This window comes from Streptomyces sp. KPB2 (assembly GCF_003950055.1).
Taxonomy (GTDB): Bacteria; Actinomycetota; Actinomycetes; order Streptomycetales; family Streptomycetaceae; genus Streptomyces; species Streptomyces salinarius.
Genome location: NZ_CP034353.1, coordinates 5,574,333 through 5,594,258, shown reverse-complemented (window position 1 = coordinate 5,594,258; position 19,926 = coordinate 5,574,333). Strand labels below are relative to the sequence as shown.

Sequence of the window (19,926 nt, the reverse complement as noted above, 5' to 3'; positions counted from 1 at the left end):
GTTGTACCGCGTTTCGGGCGCCCGGGCGCCGCCGGGTCGCACCCGTCCCGCCGCCAGTCTCATGGATGCCCCATCAGACGGGCGTGAAGCGAGCGGGCCGAGGCGTCGGTGAGGGAGGCGATCTGGTCGACGATCACCCGTTTGCGTGCCCGGTCGTCGCCGGCCCGGTCGAACAGGGCGCGGAACTGGGGGTCGAGCCCGTCCGGCGCGCGGGCGGTCAGCGCCTCGGCCAGTTCCGCGACGACGATCCGCTGGTCGGCGCGGAGCCGCTCCTGCTCGGTGCGCTGCATGACGTACCGGACGGCGACCGCCTTGAGGACGGCGCACTCCATACGGGTCTCGCGGGGGACGACGAGCTCGGCGGTGTACCGGGTGAGCCGGCCGCCCCCGTACGCGGCCCGGGTGGCGGCCTCGGCGGCCAGGCAGAAGCGGCCGATCAGCTGGCTGGTGGCGTCCTTCAGGCGGGCCTGGGCGACCGCGGAGCCGTCGTAGCCGTGCGGCCACCAGTCCTGGGCGAGGAGCCGGTCGAGGGCGGCGGCGAGTTCGGCGTGGTCGGTGCCGGCCGGGACGTACCGTCCGACGGCCGCGTCGAACACCGCCTCGCGCTCGGGGTCGGCGAGCAGGCAGTTCGGGTCGATGTGACCGGCGTGCAGGCCGTCCTCGACGTCGTGCACGGAGTACGCCACGTCGTCGGCCCAGTCCATGACCTGGGCCTCGAAGCAGGTGCGGGCGCCGGGGGCGTCCGCGCGGAGCCACTCGAAGACGGGCCGGTCGTCGTCGTACACGCCGAACTTGGGCGAGGCCGGGTCGGTGGGGTGGGCGCCGCGCGGCCAGGGGTACTTGGTGGCGGCGTCGAGCGTGGCGCGGGTGAGGTTGAGGCCGACGGAGCCGGTCTCGGTGAACCGCTTGGGCTCGATGCGGGTGAGCAGGCGCAGCGACTGCGCGTTGCCCTCGAAGCCGCCGCAGTCCTCGGCGAACGCGTTGAGCGCCTGCTCGCCGTTGTGCCCGAAGGGCGGGTGGCCCAGGTCGTGGGCGAGGCAGGCCGCCTCGACGAGGTCCGGGTCGCAGCCGAGGGCGGCGCCCAGCTCCCGGCCGACCTGGGCGCACTCCAGGGAGTGCGTGAGGCGGGTGCGGGGGCTGGCGTCCCAGACGGGGCTGCCCTCGCCGGGCGCGACGACCTGCGTCTTGCCGGCGAGGCGGCGCAGCGCGGCGGAGTGCAGGATGCGGGCGCGGTCGCGTTGGAAGGCGGTGCGGCCGGGGCGTTTGTCGGGCTCGGGGGCGTAGCGGGCGGCTGACGCCGGGTCGTAGAGGGGTGCGGTGCCTGTGCCTTCCATGTCATGAACAGTAAGGGGAAGGTGTGACAGTTGGGGACCCACTCGTCTGCCGGGCTCTGCAGTCGTGCGACCGCGGGCCGGTCGTGGCTTGTCGCGCAGTTCCCCGCGCCCCTAGGGGGTTGCCAGCGCCCTGCGTTTCATGGCGCCGTCCGTCATCAGCGTTTCGTCGTAGCGGTGCAGGAGCAGGCGGGCCATCGCCGGGTGGGTGCCCAGCGGCGCTGAGGCGATCCATGGGGCCGCTGCCGTGCACTGGGTCGCGAAGCGGCCCGGGGCCGTGAAGCAGGAGGCGAGGGCGATGCGGCGACGGCCCCGGGCCGTCAGCGCGCGTACGGCGTCCGGGACCGTCGGCGTCGCCGCCGAGGCGTACGCCGGGACGACCGGGACGCCCAGGCGGGCGGCGAGGAGTGCTGCCGTACGGGACGTGTCCGCGCGGGACTCCGGGTCCCGGGAGCCCGCGGAGGCGAGGACGACGGCGTGGTCCGGGGCCGGACGGGTGGGCCAGCCGGCCTCCGTGAGGCGGGCCTGCAGGGCGTCCACCAGGAGGGGGTGCGGGCCGAGCGGGGCGGCCACGCGGGTGCGGGCCGGGGAGGCGGCGGCCATGTCGGGGATGTCGCGTTTGACGTGGTAGCCCCGGCCGAGGAGGAGGGGGACGAGAACCGCCTCCCCGCCGCCGAGCGCGGCGAGCGTGTCGGGGAGCAGGGGCTCGTTCAGCTCGATGTGGCCGAGGCGGACCGGCAGGGCGGGGCGCAGGGTGCGGACCCGGTCGAGGAGGGCCCGTACGGTGCTCAGGGCGCGCGGGTCGCGGCTGCCGTGGGCGACGACGACCAGGGCGGGGGTGCCGCCCGGGGTCGCTGTGTCCCTGTTGCTCGTCGGTGTCGTCGCCGTCATGCGTCGAGGGTGGCGGGCGGACGTTGCCTCCTCGTTGCGTGGGTGTCACGAGGATTTTCCGTCGGTTCACACGGCGCCGGGCCGTCCCTGTGAGCGGCCGGCGAACCGGACGGCGCGCCCGGGCGTCCCTGGTGGCAGGAACCGACCGGGGAGGGAACCGTCCGATGCGCCGCCCGAGACTTCGCAGACCACGGCTGCCGCGCACCCGCACCGGGCAGCGGCGGCTGATCCAGGCGGTCGTGGCCGGATGCGTGCTGGTGCTGCTGCCCTCGGCGTGGCTGCGCCTGGTCACCGACGACCGGCTGCGCACCGTCGAGGACGTGCCGCGCACCGAGGTCGCGGTCGTCTTCGGCGCCGGGCTGTGGGACGGGGAGCCGTCGCCGTACCTCGCGCACCGGCTGGACGCGGCGGCGGAGCTGTATCGGGCGGGGCGGATCGAGGTGGTGCTGGTCACCGGGGACAACAGCCGCGAGGAGTACGACGAGCCGGACGCCATGCGCGCCTACCTGGTCCGGCACGGTGTTCCCGACGGGCGGATCGTCGGCGACTACGCGGGCTTCGACACGTGGGACTCCTGTGTCCGCGCGAAGAAGATCTTCGGCGTCGACCGGGCCGTGCTGATCAGCCAGGGCTTCCACATCCGGCGGGCGGTGGCGCTGTGCCAGGCGGCGGGGGTGGCGTCGTACGGCGTCGGGGTGGCCGACGAGCACGACGTGACCTGGTACTACGGCGGTGCCCGGGAGATCCTCGCGGCGGGCAAGGCGGCGCTGGACGCGGCCTTCGAGCCGGACCCGCACTTCCTCGGGCCACGGGAGCCGGGGGTGGCGCGGGCGCTCGCCGACGCGGGATGAGCCGGGATGAGCCGCCCCTCACGGTGCCCCGAGGGCGGCGGGGAGGTCGCCGTCCCCGCGGCGTAACAGAGCGCCGCCCGGTCGCGTAACACAAAAGCCGCAGGCTGACCGGTATGCAGAGCACCGGCACGCGGAACCCCGCCACCACCCCCACGCACTGCCCGTACTGCGCCCTGCAGTGCGGGATGAACCTGACGCCCGTCGAGGGCGGGACCGTCGAGGTGTCCGACCGTGCGGACTTCCCCGTGAACCGGGGCGCGCTGTGCGGCAAGGGGCGGACGGCGGCACAGGTGCTCGCGCCCGGGGCGCGGCTGACCTCGCCGCTGGTGCGGGCCGCCGACGGGACGCTGGCGCCGGCCGGCTGGGACGAGGCGCTGGACCGGATCGCCCGGAACCTGGGGCGCACGCGGGCGCAGTACGGCGCGGACTCGCTCGGGGTGTTCGGCGGGGGCGGGCTGACCAACGAGAAGGCGTACGCGCTGGGCAAGTTCGCCCGGGTGGTGCTGGGCACCTCGCAGATCGACTACAACGGGCGGTTCTGCATGTCGTCGGCGGCGGCGGCCGGGACCCGGGCGTTCGGGCTCGACCGGGGGCTGCCGTTCCCGCTGGAGGACATTCCGCGGACCGGGTGCGTGATCCTCGTCGGGTCGAACCCGGCGGAGACGATGCCGCCGTCCCTGCGCTACTTCACCGAACTGCGGGAGAACGGCGGCACGCTGATCGTCGTCGACCCGCGCCGGACGAAGACCGCCGAGCAGGCCGACCTGCATCTCGCCCCCCGGCCCGGGACCGACCTCGCTCTCGCGCTGGGCATGCTGCACCTCGTGGTCGCCGAGGGACGGGTCGACGAGGCGTACGTCGAGGAGCGCACGTCCGGCTGGGAGGAGGCGCGGGCGGCGGCGATGGCGCACTGGCCGGAGCACGTGGAGCGGATCACGGGGGTGTCCGTTCCCGAACTGCGGGAGGCGGTACGGCTGTTCTGCGCGCCCGAGGCGGCGATGGTGCTCACGGCGCGCGGGCCCGAGCAGCAGGCCAAGGGCACGGACACGGTGGGCGCGTGGATCAACCTGTGCCTGGCGACCGGGCGGGCCGGGCGGCCCCGGTCCGGGTACGGCTGTCTGACCGGGCAGGGCAACGGGCAGGGCGGGCGCGAACACGGGCAGAAGGCCGACCAGTTGCCGGGCTACCGCAAGCTGACCGACCCGGCGGCGCGGCGGCACGTGGCCGAGGTGTGGGGCGTGGACCCGGACTCGCTGCCGGGGCCGGGGCGCAGCGCGTACGAGTTGCTGGACGCGCTGGGCACGGACATCAGGTCGCTGCTGGTGATGGGGTCCAACCCGGTCGTCTCCGCGCCCCGCGCCGCGCACGTCGAGGGGCGGCTGCGGTCGCTGGACTTCCTGGCCGTGTGCGACGTGGTGCTCTCCGAGACGGCCGAACTGGCGGACGTGGTCCTGCCGGTGACGCAGTGGGCGGAGGAGACGGGGACCACGACGAACCTGGAGGGCCGGGTGCTGCTGCGGCGGCGCGCGATCTCCCCGCCGGAGGGGGTCCGCGGTGACCTGGAGGTGCTGCACGGGCTGGCCGGCCGGCTCGGGGTGGAGAAGGGCTTCCCGGTCGATCCCGAGGAGGTCTTCGAGGAGCTGCGGCGGGCGAGCGCGGGCGGCCCGGCGGACTACTCCGGCATCGACTACCGGCGGCTGGCGCGGGAGAACGGCGTGTTCTGGCCGTGCCCGGCACAACCCGCGGCCGACGACACGCACACCGCGGCTCCCGGCACCGGCAGCAGCGGCAGTAGCACCGGCAGGGGCACCCGCACCGCCACGGGCAGCGGCGGCAGCATGAGCACCGGCAGCGGCGGCAGCATGAGCACCGGCAGCGGCAGCAGCAGCAGCACCGGCACCGGCAGCAGCACCGACGCCGGTGTCGGCCTCCGCGCCGCGCCCCACCCCGGCACCCCGCGCCTCTTCCTCGACCGCTTCGCCACCGACGACGGCCGGGCCCGCTTCGCGCCCGTCGCGCACCGTCCGAGCGCCGAGGAGCCGGACGACGCGTACCCGGTGCTGCTGACCACGGGGCGGGTGGTGGCGCAGTACCAGTCGGGGGCGCAGACCCGGCGGGTGGCCGAGCTGAACGCCGCCGCACCGGGCCCCTTCGTGGAGTTGCACCCGCGGCTGGCGGCGCGGCTCGGGGCGGCCGAGGGCGACCCGCTGGCGGTCGTGTCCCGGCGGGGGCGGGCGGTGGCACCGGCCCGCATCACCACCGCGATCCGTCCCGACACCGTGTTCATGCCCTTCCACTGGCCGGGCGAGGGGCGTGCCAACACGCTGACCAACCCGGCGCTCGACCCGGCCTCGCGGATGCCGGAGTTCAAGGTGTGCGCGGTGCGGGTGGAGGTGGCGCGCCGGCCGTCACCCGACGAGGTGGCGCGCTAGCCGTCACCCCACGAGGTGGCGCGCCGGCCGTCACCCCACGGGCCAGTTCCCGCTCTCCACGCGGCGGCCGCGCGCCCTGAGCCGGGCGGCGACCGCCGGTGCGGCGACGTACACCCAGACCCGCACGGACGCCCCGTCGGCGTCCCGTACGGCCGTCCCGGCCACCCGGTCGTAGAGGTTGCGCGGGTCCCCCGGCACGTACTCCTCCAGCCGGTCCAGGGCGGCCAGCAGCGCGGCGTACGCCTCGGGTTCGGGGACGACGATCTCCCCGTGCACGGTCCCCCCGGCCGCCTCGACGGCGTACGGGTACCCCGGGCCCTCGTAGAGCACGGCGCCGTGCAGCCGGGCGGGTTCCTCGGCGCCGACGCGTCCGCGCAGGAGGGCGTCGTGGTTCGGTCCCCCGGGGCGCAGGGTGCCGTAGACGAAGAACGGAAGTCGCGCGGTGTCCACGGAGGGTCATTCTCTCCCCCCATGCCTTTCGCGATCTTCACGGAGGCCCTATGGACACGACATGTCATGGACCTTTAAACCTGAGTCAGCATCAGCGCCTCCCCCCACCACCTCTCCCCACCACCTCTCCCCCACGCGCCCTGAAGCGCTCCTCCCCCCAAGGAGTCCGATGAGCCGAATACGGCACGGCAGAGGCCCCCGTCTCGCCACGGCCGGCCTCGCCGCCACCACCGCGACCCTCCTGGTCGCCGCCCTGGCCCCCGGCGCCACGGCCGCCGACCGCCCGACCCGCGCCGCCGCCCTGGAGCACGCGGCGACGGCCCTGCTGGACCACGCCGCGGCCCTGAAACTGACGGACGCCCAGGACACCGAGGCCCGCGACGTCGTCGTCGACCGGGACGGCACCCAGCACGTCCGCTACGACCGCACCTACCGCGGACTCCCCGTCCTGGGCGGCGACTTCGTCATCCACCTCGCACCCGACGGCGACTTCCGCGGCGCCGACCGCGCGACGGACGCCGCCCTCTCCCTGCCCACCGTCACGCCCAAGCTGTCGGCACCCAAGGCCGCCGACCTGGCCGCGAACGCGCTGCGCGCCGCCAACCCGGGCGAGCTGCTGAAGAGGCTCACCGCCAAGCCCGAGCTGATCGTCGACGCCCTGCACGGCGCCCCGAAGCTGGCCTGGCGGACCAACGCGGTGGCGCTGGACTCGCTCGGCAACCCCGTCGCGCGCACCGTGCTGACCGACGCGGGCACGGGCGCCCGCATCGACGCCTGGGACGCCATCGAGTCGGTCTCCGGTGACGGCCAGTCGCTGTACGGGGGCACGGTGCCGCTGGAGACGACGCAGTCCGGGTCGTCGTACCAGCTCAAGGACCCGACGCGCGGCGGCACGTACACGGGAGACGCGGAGAACCAGACCGACCTGTGCTTCCTGGGCATCTGCCTGGTGCGGGCGCCCGCGACGCTGTTCACCGACGCCGACAACCACTGGGGCTCGGGGAACGCGGACGACCGCGCCTCGGCCGCCGTGGACGCGCAGTACGGCACCGACGCCACCTGGGACTACTACCAGGACGTCCACGGGCGCGACGGCATCGCGGGCGACGGCAAGGGCTCGTACAACCGCGTGCACTACGGCACCCGGTACAACAACGCCTTCTGGGACGACACCTGCTTCTGCATGACGTACGGCGACGGTGACGGGACGACCTTCGGGCCGCTGGTCTCGCTGGACGTCGCCGGGCACGAGATGTCGCACGGGGTGACGTCGAAGACGGCCGCGCTGACGTACTCGGGCGAGTCCGGCGGCCTGAACGAGGCGACGTCCGACGTCTTCGGCACGCTGGTGGAGTGGCACGCGGACAACCCGGCCGACCCCGGGGACTACCTGATCGGCGAGAAGGTGGTCCGGGACGGCTTCGGCCGCGAGGCGCTGCGCTACATGGACAAGCCCAGCAGGGACGGCGCCTCGGCCGACTGCTGGAGCACCTCGGTGGGCGACATGGACGTCCACTACTCCTCCGGCGTCGCCAACCACTTCGCCTACCTGCTGGCCGAGGGCAGCGGTGCGCGAACCGTGGGCGGCGTGGCCTACGACTCCCCCACCTGCGACGGCTCCACGGTCTCCGGGATCGGCCGGGACAAGCTCGGCGACATCTGGTACCGGGCGCTGACGGTGTACATGACCTCGTCCACCGACTACGCGGGCGCCCGCGCGGCCACCCTCAGTGCGGCCGGTGACCTGTACGGCACCGACAGCGCCGAGTACGCCGCCGTCGGCGCGGCGTGGAGCGCGGTGAACGTGGGCTGACGGCACGTCCCCCGCCCCTCGCGCTCACTTACGCTTGCCGGGAGAGCACGAGCGAGGGGCAGGGAGCCGATGAGCCTGAGGCAGTTCGAGTACGCCCTGGCCGTCGCCGAGCAGGGCTCGGTGACGGCCGCGGCCGAGGTGCTGCGCGTCGCCCAGCCCTCGGTGTCCCAGCAGATCCGCGGCCTGGAACGGGACCTCGGCGTGGAGCTGTTCTCCCGCACGCCGACCGGTCTCGTGCCCACCGTGGCCGGCCGCTCTTTCCTGCGCGAGGCGGAGATCGCGTTGAATCCTCCCCTCCCTGATGGTGGAGGGGATTCCTGGCTCAGGCTGCCTGCTGGAGCGGCGCTCCAAGAGGTCTTGTGCCGTCGGCGCCAGCCGGGTTGAGACCAGCCCGGACGAGCATGACGCGTGCGGAGTTCTTGTCCCGTGGGGAGACGGTTCCGCAGGCGGTGCAGGTGTGGGTGCGTTCACCCAGCGGCAGGGCGTGCTTGGCTCTCGCTCCGCACTGCGCGCAGTCCATCGTGGTGTACGCGGGGTGGACCAGGCGGATGTGCCGCCCGTGTTTGCGTCCCATCTCGATCAGAGCCGTCTTGGTGGCGCCGATGGCGGCGTCCGCGGCCTTGCGGGCCATGTTTGTCCTGGCCAGGAACTTGGGCCGGAAGTCCTCCACCGCGACGGCGTCATGGTCGCGGACGACCTTCTTGGCCCACTTACGGCCGGTGTCCGCACGCTGTCGTGCGACCTTCTTGTGCGCCTTCGCCCGCAGCCTCTTCGCCGTCCGGTAACCCCTCGATCCGGCCGTCCCCTTCTTCGGCCGGCGACGGGCCATCATCCGGTCGTACCGGGTGAGCTTCTCCTTCGCCTTCCCGCCGTACTCGGGGTGCGGCAGGTCGTGCGCGTCGGACGTGGTCGTCGCCGTCTCCCGCACACCCCAGTCGACACCGAGGACACGGCCGGTCTGAGGCAGAGGCTGGACCTGGGCGGGGACGACGAAAGAGACGTACCAGTGTCCGAGGCTGTCCTGGTACACGCGTACCGAGGACGGCTCAGCCGGCAGCTCCCGCGACCACACCACGTTCAGCACGATGCCGCCCGCCAGGTACAGTCGGCCGTCCTTCAGCCGGAAACCACGCCGCGTGTAGTTGAGGGTCGCCAGCGCCTCACGCCTGGTCTTCCACGTCGGCATCCCGGCCCGGCGCGCCACAGGCAGACGCTCGGCGATGTCCTTGTGCGCCTTGGCGCGGGAGCGACCGAAATCACGAATGACCTGTTGCTGGGGAACGCAGGAGCCCTCCCGCAGCCACGGCGTACAGGAACGGGCCTCAGTCAGCATCCTGTCCAGCTGCGCCGGGCCACACGTGGCCTTCTCGCCGGTCGCCCTGTTGTGCAGATGCACCGCCCTCGACTTCGCGACGCACTCGTTCCACACCCAGCGACACCGGCCCCACTCCGCCGCCAGAGACGCGCGAGTCGCGGGCGACACCCGCAACCGGTACGTGTACCGGGCATGCCCGCCCTTCTCACCCATCCCTACCTGCGCCACCTCGCACCCCCTCATGGCCTGTGGTCAGGACACACCGTGCCGTCCCGAACCCCGCGAAGGACCATACGTACGACAGCCGCACACACACCCGCCGATCCTGCAACCACCACCCTCACCAGCGGCCACACGCACACGCGTTCGCTTCGCCTTGGATCACGCCGGTAGTCATACGGGCTTCGGCGACGTTCCGCGTCGCCGGGTCTGTCAAACGAGCGTGTAACCAGGGTGGTTCCTTCGGTTCTCCTCCGGTTCCGCGCCGTCGTCCGCCGTTCGGAGGCCCCGGTCACCCGTTCACACCGCTCGGGGAGCGGGCCCGACCCGGTGCCACTTTCCTCGGTAGGGCAGGGGCCACCGAACAGATCGAGGGAGCACCGATGCGACGTACCGCCCGCCTGCTGACCGGCACCGCGCTCGCCGCCGCGGCCGTCGGTCTGACCACCGCGGCCCCGGTGTACGCCGGGGATGCCGTCGCCACCGGCGGTCTGACGGTGTATCCGTCCTCGGTCGTGCCGGGCGAGCGGGCCGTGGTGTCGACGGCGGCGTGCGGGGAGGGCGGCTCGGCGGCGGGCGACGCCAGCGCGGTCGGCGCGGGCGCGTTCCCGCTGGCGCCGGACACGGGCGACGGGGAGACGACCGGTCACTTCGAGGTGCCGCCGAGCGCGCAGCCGGGGACGTACGAGATCGTCGCGACCTGCGGGGACGACGACCGCCGGGTGACGGGCGACCTGGTGGTCACGCTGACCCCGGCCACCGAGCGGGTGTACCCGAAAGGAAGCGTGAAGACGGGGGTCGGCGGCGCTCTTGGCCCCGACCCCGTGCAGACCGCGGCCGGTGTGGCGGCTCTCGCCGTCGCCGCCGCGGGCGGTACCTGGCTCCTGCATCGCCGGGCGAGAGGCGACGGGATCTGACGGGCACCCTCCGCTGCCCGTCCGCCGGTACCGCACTTCCCCACCCCCTCCGGGTCCGACGCCCCTCGCGGCCCGGAGGGGGCCGGGGACCCCAGGGATCCGAGGGAGAGGGGACGTCATGCGCAGGGTCAAGGACACCGCGATAGCGGCCGTCACCGCGGTCGCCCTGTGCTCGGGGGCGTGGCTGCTGCTCGACGGTGACCGCACCGATGCCCCGCCCCAGCCGTCGGCCGCGCAGGCCGGGACGGCCACCGGCCCGGACGGCCGGACCGGCCGGGGCGCCGCCGCACCGGCGCTGCCGCCCTCCCCGCCCGACCGCATCCGCATCCCGGCGATCGGTGTGGACGCCCCGCTGACCGGCCTGGGCCTGACCGGCACCGGCAGCCTGGACGTGCCGCCCGCCGAGAAGAAGAACCTGGCCGGCTGGTACGAGGCCGGCACCACCCCCGGCGAGACGGGCACCGCGATCGTCGCCGGACACGTCGACAACGCCGAGGGCCCCGCCGTCTTCTACCGCCTCGGGGCCCTGAAGAAGGGCTCGACGGTCGAGGTGGACCGGCGCGACGGCGGCGTCGCGGTCTTCACCGTGGACGCGGTGGAGGTCTACGCCGCCGACGCCTTCCCCGACGAGAAGGTCTACGGCGCCGCGGACCGCCCCGAACTCCGCGTCATCACCTGCGGCGGCGCCTACTCGCGCAGTACCGGATACCAGGGGAACGTGGTCGTCTTCGCCCACCTGACCGGCAGCCGCTGAGGCGTCCCCGCTATGCCCCGCCGTGCCGGGTGAAGACCTCTCGCAGGCCGAGCAGGTCCGCCTCCCTCTCCCGCTCGTCCTGGTACTGCCCGTCCTCCTCCCGCATCGCCACGACGGTCTCCGGGGTGAAGTCGCGGCCGAAGTGGTACTCGGAGAGGCAGTAGTCGAAGCCGGACTCGCCGAAGGGGTCCTCGTCCTCGCGGCGGCAGTACTCCGCAAGGCCGTCGGACACCTGCCAGCGCGTGCCGTCGTACCAGAAGACACCGCCCGCGTAGTGGATCGTCCGGCCGGTCGCGGGATCGGTGAGGTTCAGCGACTCGTAGTTCTCGGGACGGTCGCGGACGAGGGCGACCAGCTCTTCGGGGACGCCGTCGTAGAGGGACTCCTGAAGGGCGTGGTCGTCCTCGGCGTACAGGTTCAGGTCCGACTCGTGGTCGAAGGTCAGCAGCAGCGCGCGACCGTCCTCGGCGAAGTACCAGACCGCGGACTGGCCGCCGCCGTCGTTCCAGGCCAGACGGTGGGCGCCGGGCACCGTCACCGGCTCGACACCGACGAGTTCGTCCAGGACGGCCGCGCGGCGGCGCACCTCCGAAAGGGGTGTCACCGACAGGGCGTCCCATATCGCGTTACTCATCCCGGCAGGCTATCCGCCGCCTACGACACGGCTACGCCACCCACTGTTCCCACGCCAGGTTCGCCACCAGTGCGAACACCACCGTCAGCAGCACGACGCGGACGAAGCCGCTGCCCTTCTTGAGGGCCGTGTGGGCGCCGAACATGCCGCCGGCCAGGTTGAAGACGGCCATCAGGGCGGCCAGCTGCCACAGCACCGCGCCCTGCCAGGCGAACGTGGCGAGGGCGCCCGCGTTGGTGCAGCAGTTGACGATCTTCGCGGTGGCCGACGCGGTCACCAGGTCCAGGTGGAGCAGGGCGGTGAGGGCCAGGACCAGGAAGGTGCCCGTGCCGGGGCCTATGAGGCCGTCGTAGAAGCCGATGCCCACGCCCGCGAGGCCGATCGCCGTGAGGATCTGGCGGCGGGTGGCCGGGCCGGTGGCGGGTGCGGTGCCGAAGGCGGGGCGCAGGATCACGAAGGCGGCGACCGCGAGCAGCACCACCATGATCACCGGCTTGAGCACCTCGGTGCTCATCCCGGCCGCGAAGAAGGCGCCGCCCGAGGACCCGGCGAGCGCCGCGAGGCCGATGCGTACGGCGGTGCGCACGTCCACCGGTGCCTTGCGGGCGTAGGTCACCGCCGCGCCCGTGGTGCCGACGATGGCGACCGCCTTGTTGGTGCCCAGCGCGTGCGCGGCCGGGGTGCCGGCGGGCAGGCCGAGCAGCAGTGCCGGGAGCAGGAGCAGGCCGCCCCCGCCGACCACGGCGTCGATCCAGCCGGCCGCCAGCGCGGCGAGGCAGAGCAGGACGACCGTGGTCAGGGATATGTCGGGCATGATCGCGACCCTATGGACGGATGGATGTGCCGTCCATCGAGATGAGGGACTTCTGAGGTTCCCAGCCTCCTTCCCGCCGCTCCTCACATGCGCCGGCCGCCCCCGCTGAGGGCAGCGTTCCCCGGGGGAAACAGAAGGGATGCGGACGGGTAACACCGGCACCGCACGCTCGATGCCATGACCTCGAAAAAGCGTGTGGTGGTGATCGGCGCCGGACTCGCGGGCGTGACGCTCGCCCGGCGGCTCGGTGAGCTGGGCACGCCCGCGCTGCTGGTCGGCGACGAGGAGCACCGCCCGTACAACCGGGTGCTGCTCGCCGAGGTGCTGGCCGGACGGTACGGCCCCGAGGTGATCGCCCTGCCGGCGCCCGCCGGGCTGCTGCGCGGCCGGGTCGCCGGCATCGACCGGGCCGGGCGGACCGTGCGCTGCGCCGACGGTTCCGTGATCGCGTACGACACGCTGGTGCTGGCCACCGGCTCCAACGCGGTGCTGCCGCCGCTGCGCGGTCTGTTCACCCCGGACCACGAACTGCCCGAGGGCGTGCACGCGTTCCGGACGATGGACGACTGCCTGGGGCTGTCCAAGGCGGTGCGGCCGGGGGTGCGTGCGGTCGTCGTCGGCGGCGGGCTCCTCGGGGTCTCCGCCGCCCGTGCGCTGGCCGTGCGCGGCGCCCAGGTCGTCCTCGCCCAGCAGTCCGAGCGGCTGATGGAGCGGCAGCTCGACCCGGCGGCCTCCGCGCTCGTGCGACGGCACCTGGAGGGCCTCGGCGTCGAGGTGCACACCGAGTGCCGGGTACGGGACGTGCGCGGCGTCGGCGGGGCGGTGCGCTCCGTGGAGCTGGCCGACGGGTACGCCCTCGGCGCCGACCTGGTCGTGCTCGCCTGCGGGGTGCGGCCGCGGACCGGGCTCGCGCGGGAGGCGGGGCTCGACGTCGGCAGGGGTGTCCTCGTCGACGACGAGCTGCGCACCTCCGACCCGCACATCCGCGCCGTCGGCGACTGCGCCGAGCACGCGGGACGCGTGTACGGGCTGGCCGCGCCCGCCCTCGAACAGGCGGAGGCGCTGGCCGGGCTGCTCGCCGGCGACGGCACCGCCCGCTACACCGGCACCCGCGCCCTGACCCGGCTCACCCTCACCGGGGCGGACGGCCCCTTCGACCCCTTCGACCTCGCGGCGTTCGGCGAGACCGACCCCCGCCCCGGCGACGACGTCGTGCAGCTCGCCGACGCCACCCGGGGCACCTACCGCAAGGTCGTCGTCCGTGACGACCGGCTGGTCGGCGGGGTCCTGGTCGGCGAACTCGGCACCGTCGGCGCGCTGGCGCGCGCCTGGGAGGGAGCAGAGCCGCTCCCCTCCGACGGCGGCCCCCTGCTCCACCTGCTCACCCAAGACGGAGGCTCCTGATGACCGCCACCCCGGGGAACCCCCCGACGATCGTGCTGGTCGGCCACGGCATGGTCGGCCAGCGCTTCCTGGAGGCCCTCGCCGAGCGCGGCCTGACCGGCACCCACCGCGTGGTCGTCCTGTGCGAGGAGCCGCGCCCCGCCTACGACCGCGTCCAGCTCACCTCGTACTTCTCGGGCAGGACCCCCGAGGACCTGTCGATGACGGACATGGCCTTCATCGCGGAGCACGGCATCGAGCTGCGCGTCGGCGACCCGGCCGAGACGATCGACCGGGAGGCCCGCAAGGTGACCGCCCGGTCGGGGCTGGTCGTCGAGTACGACGTCCTCGTCCTGGCCACCGGCTCCTACCCCTTCGTCCCGCCGGTCCCCGGCAAGGACGCCGAGGGCTGCTTCGTCTACCGCACGATCGAGGACCTCCTCGCCATCGAGGAGTACGCGAAGAACGCGACGACCGGTGCCGTGGTCGGCGGCGGGCTGCTCGGCCTGGAGGCGGCCGGTGCGCTCAAGGGGCTCGGGCTCACCTCGCACATCGTGGAGTTCGCGCCGCGCCTGATGCCGGTGCAGGTCGACGAGGGCGGCGGCGCGGCGCTGCTGCGCACCATCGAGGAGATGGGCCTGTCCGTCCACACGGGCGTCGGCACCCAGGAGATCGTGACCGGCGCGGACGGTGCCGTCACCGGCATGAAGCTGTCCGACGGGTCCGAACTCGCCACCGACCTCGTGGTGTTCAGCGCCGGTGTGCGCCCCCGCGACCAGCTGGCCCGGGACTGCGGACTGGCGGTCGGCGAGCGCGGTGGCGTCACGGTCGACGAGCGGTGCCGGACGGTCACCGACCCGCACGTGTTCGCGATCGGCGAGTGCGCGCTGGCCGCCGACGGCCGCGTGTACGGGCTGGTCGCCCCCGGGTACGAGCAGGCCGAGACGGCCGCCGCGACCATCGCCGCCGAGGACGCCTCCTTCACCGGCGCCGACCTGTCCACCAAGCTGAAGCTGCTCGGCGTGGACGTGGCGTCCTTCGGCGACGCGCACGGCACCGCCGAGGACTGCCTGGACGTCGTCTACTCCGACTCCCGGGCGGGCCTGTACAAGAAGCTGGTCGTCGCCCGCGACGGCACGCTGCTCGGCGGCATCCTGGTCGGCGACGCGGAGGCGTACGGCACCCTGCGCGCCTTCACCGGTTCGGTCCCGCCGGTCTCCCCCGAGTCCCTGGTGCTGCCCGCCGGTGCCGGGGCCCCGGCCCAGCTCGGCCCGGCCGCGCTGCCCGACGACGCGGTGATCTGCTCCTGCCACAACGTCACCAAGGGCACCATCCGGGGCGCGGTGACGGAGCACTCCTGCACGACCGTGCCCGAGGTGAAGAAGTGCACCCGGGCCGGTACCGGCTGCGGCTCCTGCGTGAAGGTGCTCGGCCAACTCGTCACCGCCGAGCTGGAGGCGAGCGGCGTCGAGGTCGACAAGGGGCTGTGCGGCTGCTTCGCGCAGACCCGCGAGGAGCTGTACGAGATCGTCGGCGCCCTGCGGATCACCTCCTACCGCGAGCTGCTCGACCGGCACGGCCGGGACGGCGCGCGGGGCGGTGAGGGCTGCGAGGTGTGCAAGCCGGCGGTCGGCTCGATCATCGCCTCGCTGGCCCCGGCGATCGGCGCGAGCGGCTACGTCCTGGACGGCGAGCAGGCGGCGCTCCAGGACACCAACGACCACTTCCTCGCCAACCTCCAGCGCAACGGCTCGTACTCCGTCGTCCCGCGCATCCCGGGCGGCGAGATCGCGCCGGAGAAGCTGATCGTCATCGGCGAGATCGCCCGGGACTTCGGGCTCTACACCAAGATCACCGGCGGCCAGCGCATCGACATGTTCGGCGCCCGCGTCGAGCAGCTTCCGCTGATCTGGACGCGGCTGGTGGACGCCGGCTTCGAGTCCGGGCACGCGTACGGCAAGTCGCTGCGCACGGTGAAGTCCTGCGTGGGGCAGACCTGGTGCCGCTACGGCGTCCAGGACTCCGTGCGCATGGCGATCGACCTGGAGCTGCGCTACCGGGGCCTGCGCTCCCCGCACAAGCTGAAGTCGGCGGTCTCCGGCTGCGCCCGCGAGTGCGCCGAGGCCCAGTCCAAGGACTTCGGGGTGATCGCCACGTCCAACGGCTGGAACCTGTACGTCGGCGGCAACGGCGGCGCCACCCCGCGCCACGCGGACCTCCTCGCGCAGGACCTCTCCGACGCCGAACTGGTCCGCCTGATCGACCGGTTCCTGATGTTCTACATCCGCACCGCCGACAAGCTGGAGCGCACCTCCACCTGGCTGGAGCGCATCCCCGGCGGCCTGGGCCACGTACGGGACGTGGTGGTGCACGACTCGCTCGGCATCTGCGACGAGCTGGAGTCCCTGATGTCCGCCCACGTCGCGCACTACCGCGACGAGTGGGCCGAGACGATCAACGACCCGGAGAAGCTGGCCCGGTTCGTGTCCTTCGTGAACGCTCCCGGCACCCCCGACCCGGTCGTGGGCTTCGTGCCCGAGCGCGACCAGATGAAGCCCGATCTGCCGCTGCTGGACATCGGCCTGCGGCGCCCCTCGGAAGACGACCTCCTGGAAGGAAGCACCCGGCGATGACCCTGGCACCCGAGACCCTGGCACCCGAGACCTCGGCACCCGAGAGCCCGGCCCCCGGGACGACCGGCCTGAAGGTCCGGCTCCGGCTGACCGACGACTGGTTCACGGCCTGCGACCTCGGCGCCCTGCTCCCCGGCCGTGGTGTGGCGGCCCTGCTGCCGGACGGCGGCCAGGTGGCCCTGTTCCGGGACCGGGACGGCGGGCTGTACGCCATCGACAACCGGGACCCGTTCACCGGCGCGGCGGTCCTCTCCCGCGGTCTCACCGGCACCCACCGGGGCCGCCCGTTCGTCGCCTCCCCGCTGCTCAAGCAGCGCTTCGACCTCACGACCGGGGAGTGCCTGGACGACGAGGAGATGCGGGTGGAGACGTACCAGGTGCAGGCCGTCAGGGCCGTGCGGGCCCTCTGAGCCGGCCCCCTCGCGCGGGCGGGCTCAGGGCAGCAGCGGCTCGTAGACGACCCCGGTCAGCCGCTCGGAGGCGGCCCACAGCCGCTCCCCCAGCGTGTCGTCGATGGTCCAGGACGCCCGCCGGGACGGTGCGGGCGACCCGCGCCGCATCGGGAAGGACGGGCCGGTGAAGGAGTCGGAGGGGACGCCGGGCGCGGTCGCCGCGTACAGGACGGGCAGCGCGCCGGCCTCCGGGGACTGGGCGACGACCCGGTTCCCGAGCCGCGCCAGCAGCTCGGCGAGCCGGCGCCCCTCGGCGCGCGGCCCGGCGGTCTGCAGTCCCGTGTCGGCGTACCCGGGGTGGGCGGCGACCGCGCGTACGTCCGAGGCGCCCTCGCGGGCCGCGAGCCGGCGCGCCAGCTCGTGGGTGAAGAGCAGGTTGGCGGACTTGGAGCGGGCGTAGGCGGTCCAGCGCCCGTACCGCCGCACGCTGTTGAGGTCGCGCGGATCGACGTTGGCCAGCAGGTGCAGGAGGCTGGAGACGGTCACGATCCGGGCGCCGGGCGCGGCGAGCAGGGAGGGCAGCAGCAGCCCGGTGAGGGCGAAGTGCCCCAGGTGGTTGACGCCGAACTGGGTCTCGAAGCCGTCCGCCGTCGTGCCGTGGGGCAGCGCCATCACCCCGGCGTTGTTGACGAGCAGGTCGACCCGCTCGTACGGCAGCGCGTAGGCGAACTCCCGGACCGAGCCCAGGTCGCCGAGGTCCAGCCGCGCCGCTTCCACGGCGGCGGAGGGCACCTCGCCGCGCAGGCGTGCCACGGCCGCGCTCCCGCGCGCCTCGCTGCGGCAGGCGAGCACGACGGTCGCGCCCTTGCGCGCCAGCTCCCGGGCGATGACGTGGCCGAGACCGCCGTTGGCACCGGTCACGACGGCGACGCGCCCGTCCTGGTCGGGGATGTCATCCGTGCTCCAGCCGGTCATCCGCGGCTCCTTCGCTGGTCGGACCGGTCTCACCGTACGCGCCCGGCGCCTCGGAACGGAGAGCTACCGTCCGGTCACGTCACGTTCTCGTCACGAGTCCTTCATATCTCCACCACATCTCGCGCGCCTCAATAGCTTCGTCACTTCCTATCCCGTTCATCCGCACCACCGACACCACTTCCGGGACTCTCGATGAAGCTGCTCCGCAAGCCCGCCGCCGTGACCGTCGCCGCGCTGGCCCTGGCCGCCCTGCCCGCTGCCGCCGCCCAGGCGCACGACGGCACCCACCCGTTCAAGAACTGCACCGAGGCGTACGACGCCGGGTACTCCGACATCCAGAAGGGTGACGAGCACTACGGCGAGCACCTGGACCGCGACAAGGACGGCGTCGGCTGCGACCAGCCGCCGGCCGGCTTCGTGCCGGCGAGCGACAAGGGCTCCCAGGACACCGGGGACGCCAAGGACAGCGACGACGCGGCGGGTTCCGGCAGCGGGGAGAGCGGCGGGGACGAGGCCGCCGGGCAGGAGGGCACCGACCTGGCCGAGACCGGCGGCGACGACAGCACGCCGTACATCGCGGCGGGCGGCGCGGTCGTCGTGCTCGCCGGCGGCGGACTGCTGCTGGCCGTGCGCCGGCGCCGCGGGGACGGCGGCGCGGCCTGACGACCGGCCCGGCCCCGCGTCACGGGCCCCCGGAGCCCCGTCCGTTCAGCGCCGGGGCTCCCGCGTCCCGAGCCCGGGCTCCCGCGTCGCCTTCGACCGGGGCTCCGGTGTCTTCAGGCTGAAGGCGGCGCTGCTCAGCCAGCGCCGTGCGGCCCGGGCCACCGGGCGCTCGACGAACCGCTGCACGACGTACGACAGCGCGACCAGCGCGGCGACGGTGACGCAGACCAGGGTCCACGGGTCGACCCGGTCGCCGAAGCGGTGCAGGACGTTGACGCCGATGGCGTCGTGCAGCAGGTACAGCGGGAAGGTCAGCGTGCCCGCGACGGTCAGTCCGCGCCAGCGGATGCGGCTGGTCCAGCCGAGGGCGACGGCGGCGATCAGCAGGAAGAACACCGTGACGACCAGCACCAGCCAGGCGCGGCCGGGCTGCCAGAGGTCCCAGTTGAGGCGGCCTCCGTCGGGCGTCAGCAGGTAGTGCAGCGCCACCAGCCACGACATGGCGACGATCCCCCACAGCAGCGGGGTGGGCCGGTAGCGGTACATGAGGTAGAAGGCCATGCCGGCGATGAAGTACGGGGCGGACGGCGGGTTCACCAGCAGCGTCAGCAGGTGGATGTCGGCGCTGGGCGCGAGGACGGCGGCGACGGTCCACAGCCCGCAGTAGATCACCACGCGCTGGTAGGTCAGGCCCTTCCACACCACGACCGCGAAGGTCAGGTAGAAGCACAGCTCGGGCCAGAGCGTCCAGTAGACGGAGTCCAGGTGCTCCACGCCGAGCGGGGTCTGGAGCATCGTCAGGTTGGCGAACAGCACGCGCGGGTGCGGGTGGCCGAACGGGTTGTCGGCGAAGTAGATCACGCAGGCCGTGATCGCGATGGCCGCCCAGTACATCGGGTAGAGCCGGGTGACGCGGGAGATGAAGAAGTCGCGCGGGGTGCGGCCCCACGCGCTCATGCAGATGACGAAGCCGCTGATCAGGAAGAAGAGTTCGACGCCGAGCCGGCCGTAGGCGAAGTAGCCGTGGGCCTCGGGGAAGACGGTGTCGACGGGGCGGCCCCAGATGGTCTCCATCGTGGACGGCACCTGGCCGACGAAGTGGAAGAAGACCACCGACAGGGCCGCCAGGAACCGCAGACCGTCCAGCGCGGCGAGCCGGTTCCGGCGGACGGGCGGCCCGGCCTGGGGGACCTGCTCCCGCCCTCCGGTGCGGGGACTGGGCACCCCGTCGGAGGGTCTGTCCCCCTCCCCGTCCCGGTGGGTCGTGCCGGCCGCTTCCCAGTGCTCCGTCTGCGTCATCCAACCACCGTTCCGGGTGTCGGCCGCTGTCCCCTGCCAGGGCCCTCCAATTCTGCTGACAGCTTGCTGCTGCTCAGCCCACAGGGATTCACACCGTTGAACGTGTCACAAAAGGCGGCCGCACGGCACGCGAAAGGCGGCACCCCCGCACGGGTGCCGC

Annotated in this window: 17 protein-coding genes and 1 pseudogene; 10 read left to right on the top strand and 8 right to left on the bottom strand. The window is 73.6% G+C overall.

Going from position 1 to position 19,926, the window contains the following annotated elements:
* Positions 1-59: 59 nt before the first annotated feature.
* The gene (locus D1J63_RS25145; protein WP_125631847.1) at positions 60-1,334 is read right to left on the bottom strand and encodes a deoxyguanosinetriphosphate triphosphohydrolase; all 1,275 of its coding nucleotides are present in this window, start codon (positions 1,332-1,334) and stop codon (positions 60-62) included.
* Positions 1,335-1,445: 111 nt separating this feature from the next.
* The gene (locus D1J63_RS25140) at positions 1,446-2,222 is read right to left on the bottom strand and encodes a sirohydrochlorin chelatase (protein WP_125631845.1); all 777 of its coding nucleotides are present in this window, start codon (positions 2,220-2,222) and stop codon (positions 1,446-1,448) included.
* A gap of 164 nt (positions 2,223-2,386) precedes the next feature.
* Here D1J63_RS25140 and D1J63_RS25135 point away from each other — a divergent pair, with 164 nt between their 5' ends.
* Positions 2,387-3,073, top strand: a complete 687-nt coding sequence (locus D1J63_RS25135) for an ElyC/SanA/YdcF family protein (protein ID WP_102931596.1) — start codon at positions 2,387-2,389, stop codon at positions 3,071-3,073.
* A gap of 113 nt (positions 3,074-3,186) precedes the next feature.
* On the top strand, positions 3,187-5,505 hold the full coding sequence (locus D1J63_RS25130; RefSeq protein ID WP_125631843.1) for a molybdopterin oxidoreductase family protein: 2,319 nt from the start codon (positions 3,187-3,189) through the stop codon (positions 5,503-5,505).
* Positions 5,506-5,535: 30 nt separating this feature from the next.
* Here D1J63_RS25130 and D1J63_RS25125 read toward each other — a convergent pair whose 3' ends face one another.
* Entirely contained in the window at positions 5,536-5,955 is a 420-nt protein-coding gene (locus D1J63_RS25125; RefSeq protein ID WP_125631841.1) for a gamma-glutamylcyclotransferase family protein, read from the bottom strand.
* A gap of 169 nt (positions 5,956-6,124) precedes the next feature.
* On the opposite strand from D1J63_RS25125, the gene D1J63_RS25120 reads away from it, so the two are divergent.
* Both D1J63_RS25120 and D1J63_RS25115 read left to right on the top strand, forming a co-directional pair.
* Positions 6,125-7,768 (top strand): M4 family metallopeptidase, encoded by a 1,644-nt coding sequence (locus D1J63_RS25120; protein WP_125631838.1) that lies wholly within the window; start codon positions 6,125-6,127, stop codon positions 7,766-7,768.
* Between the two features lie 69 nt (positions 7,769-7,837).
* Positions 7,838-8,056: pseudogene (locus tag D1J63_RS25115) on the top strand (LysR family transcriptional regulator); the annotation flags it as partial.
* A gap of 34 nt (positions 8,057-8,090) precedes the next feature.
* Here the strand turns inward: D1J63_RS25115 and D1J63_RS25110 are convergent.
* A complete protein-coding gene (locus D1J63_RS25110) occupies positions 8,091-9,326 on the bottom strand; it encodes an RNA-guided endonuclease TnpB family protein (protein ID WP_176155346.1) in 1,236 nt (411 codons plus the stop codon).
* Positions 9,327-9,685: 359 nt separating this feature from the next.
* On the opposite strand from D1J63_RS25110, the gene D1J63_RS25105 reads away from it, so the two are divergent.
* Entirely contained in the window at positions 9,686-10,219 is a 534-nt protein-coding gene (locus tag D1J63_RS25105) for a hypothetical protein (RefSeq protein WP_125631834.1), read from the top strand.
* A gap of 118 nt (positions 10,220-10,337) precedes the next feature.
* Positions 10,338-10,973, top strand: a complete 636-nt coding sequence (locus D1J63_RS25100) for a class F sortase (RefSeq protein WP_125631832.1) — start codon at positions 10,338-10,340, stop codon at positions 10,971-10,973.
* A 10-nt stretch (positions 10,974-10,983) separates the two neighbouring features.
* On the opposite strand, the gene D1J63_RS25095 is transcribed toward D1J63_RS25100, so the two are convergent.
* Complete coding sequence (locus tag D1J63_RS25095) at positions 10,984-11,607, bottom strand: hypothetical protein (RefSeq protein ID WP_125631830.1); 624 nt, start codon at positions 11,605-11,607, stop codon at positions 10,984-10,986.
* Positions 11,608-11,638: 31 nt separating this feature from the next.
* Positions 11,639-12,421, bottom strand: a complete 783-nt coding sequence (locus D1J63_RS25090; RefSeq protein ID WP_102930150.1) for a TSUP family transporter — start codon at positions 12,419-12,421, stop codon at positions 11,639-11,641.
* A gap of 177 nt (positions 12,422-12,598) precedes the next feature.
* Here D1J63_RS25090 and D1J63_RS25085 point away from each other — a divergent pair, with 177 nt between their 5' ends.
* Genes D1J63_RS25085 through nirD form a run of 3 tightly spaced genes read left to right on the top strand, consistent with a single transcriptional unit; the run spans position 12,599 to position 16,847 of the window.
* The gene (locus tag D1J63_RS25085; RefSeq protein WP_125631828.1) at positions 12,599-13,825 is read left to right on the top strand and encodes an FAD-dependent oxidoreductase; all 1,227 of its coding nucleotides are present in this window, start codon (positions 12,599-12,601) and stop codon (positions 13,823-13,825) included.
* Complete coding sequence (gene nirB / locus D1J63_RS25080) at positions 13,825-16,437, top strand: nitrite reductase large subunit NirB (RefSeq protein WP_125631826.1); 2,613 nt, start codon at positions 13,825-13,827, stop codon at positions 16,435-16,437. The genes D1J63_RS25085 and nirB overlap by 1 nt, the downstream gene beginning before the upstream one ends.
* The gene (nirD, locus tag D1J63_RS25075) at positions 16,434-16,847 is read left to right on the top strand and encodes a nitrite reductase small subunit NirD (protein ID WP_125631824.1); all 414 of its coding nucleotides are present in this window, start codon (positions 16,434-16,436) and stop codon (positions 16,845-16,847) included. The genes nirB and nirD overlap by 4 nt, the downstream gene beginning before the upstream one ends.
* Before the next feature lie 24 nt (positions 16,848-16,871).
* On the opposite strand, the gene D1J63_RS25070 is transcribed toward nirD, so the two are convergent.
* The gene (locus D1J63_RS25070; RefSeq protein WP_125631822.1) at positions 16,872-17,804 is read right to left on the bottom strand and encodes an oxidoreductase; all 933 of its coding nucleotides are present in this window, start codon (positions 17,802-17,804) and stop codon (positions 16,872-16,874) included.
* 192 nt (positions 17,805-17,996) lie between these two features.
* Here D1J63_RS25070 and D1J63_RS25065 point away from each other — a divergent pair, with 192 nt between their 5' ends.
* On the top strand, positions 17,997-18,467 hold the full coding sequence (locus D1J63_RS25065) for an excalibur calcium-binding domain-containing protein (RefSeq protein WP_125631820.1): 471 nt from the start codon (positions 17,997-17,999) through the stop codon (positions 18,465-18,467).
* Between the two features lie 45 nt (positions 18,468-18,512).
* On the opposite strand, the gene D1J63_RS25060 is transcribed toward D1J63_RS25065, so the two are convergent.
* The gene (locus D1J63_RS25060) at positions 18,513-19,766 is read right to left on the bottom strand and encodes an acyltransferase (protein WP_125631818.1); all 1,254 of its coding nucleotides are present in this window, start codon (positions 19,764-19,766) and stop codon (positions 18,513-18,515) included.
* Positions 19,767-19,926: the final 160 nt, after the last annotated feature.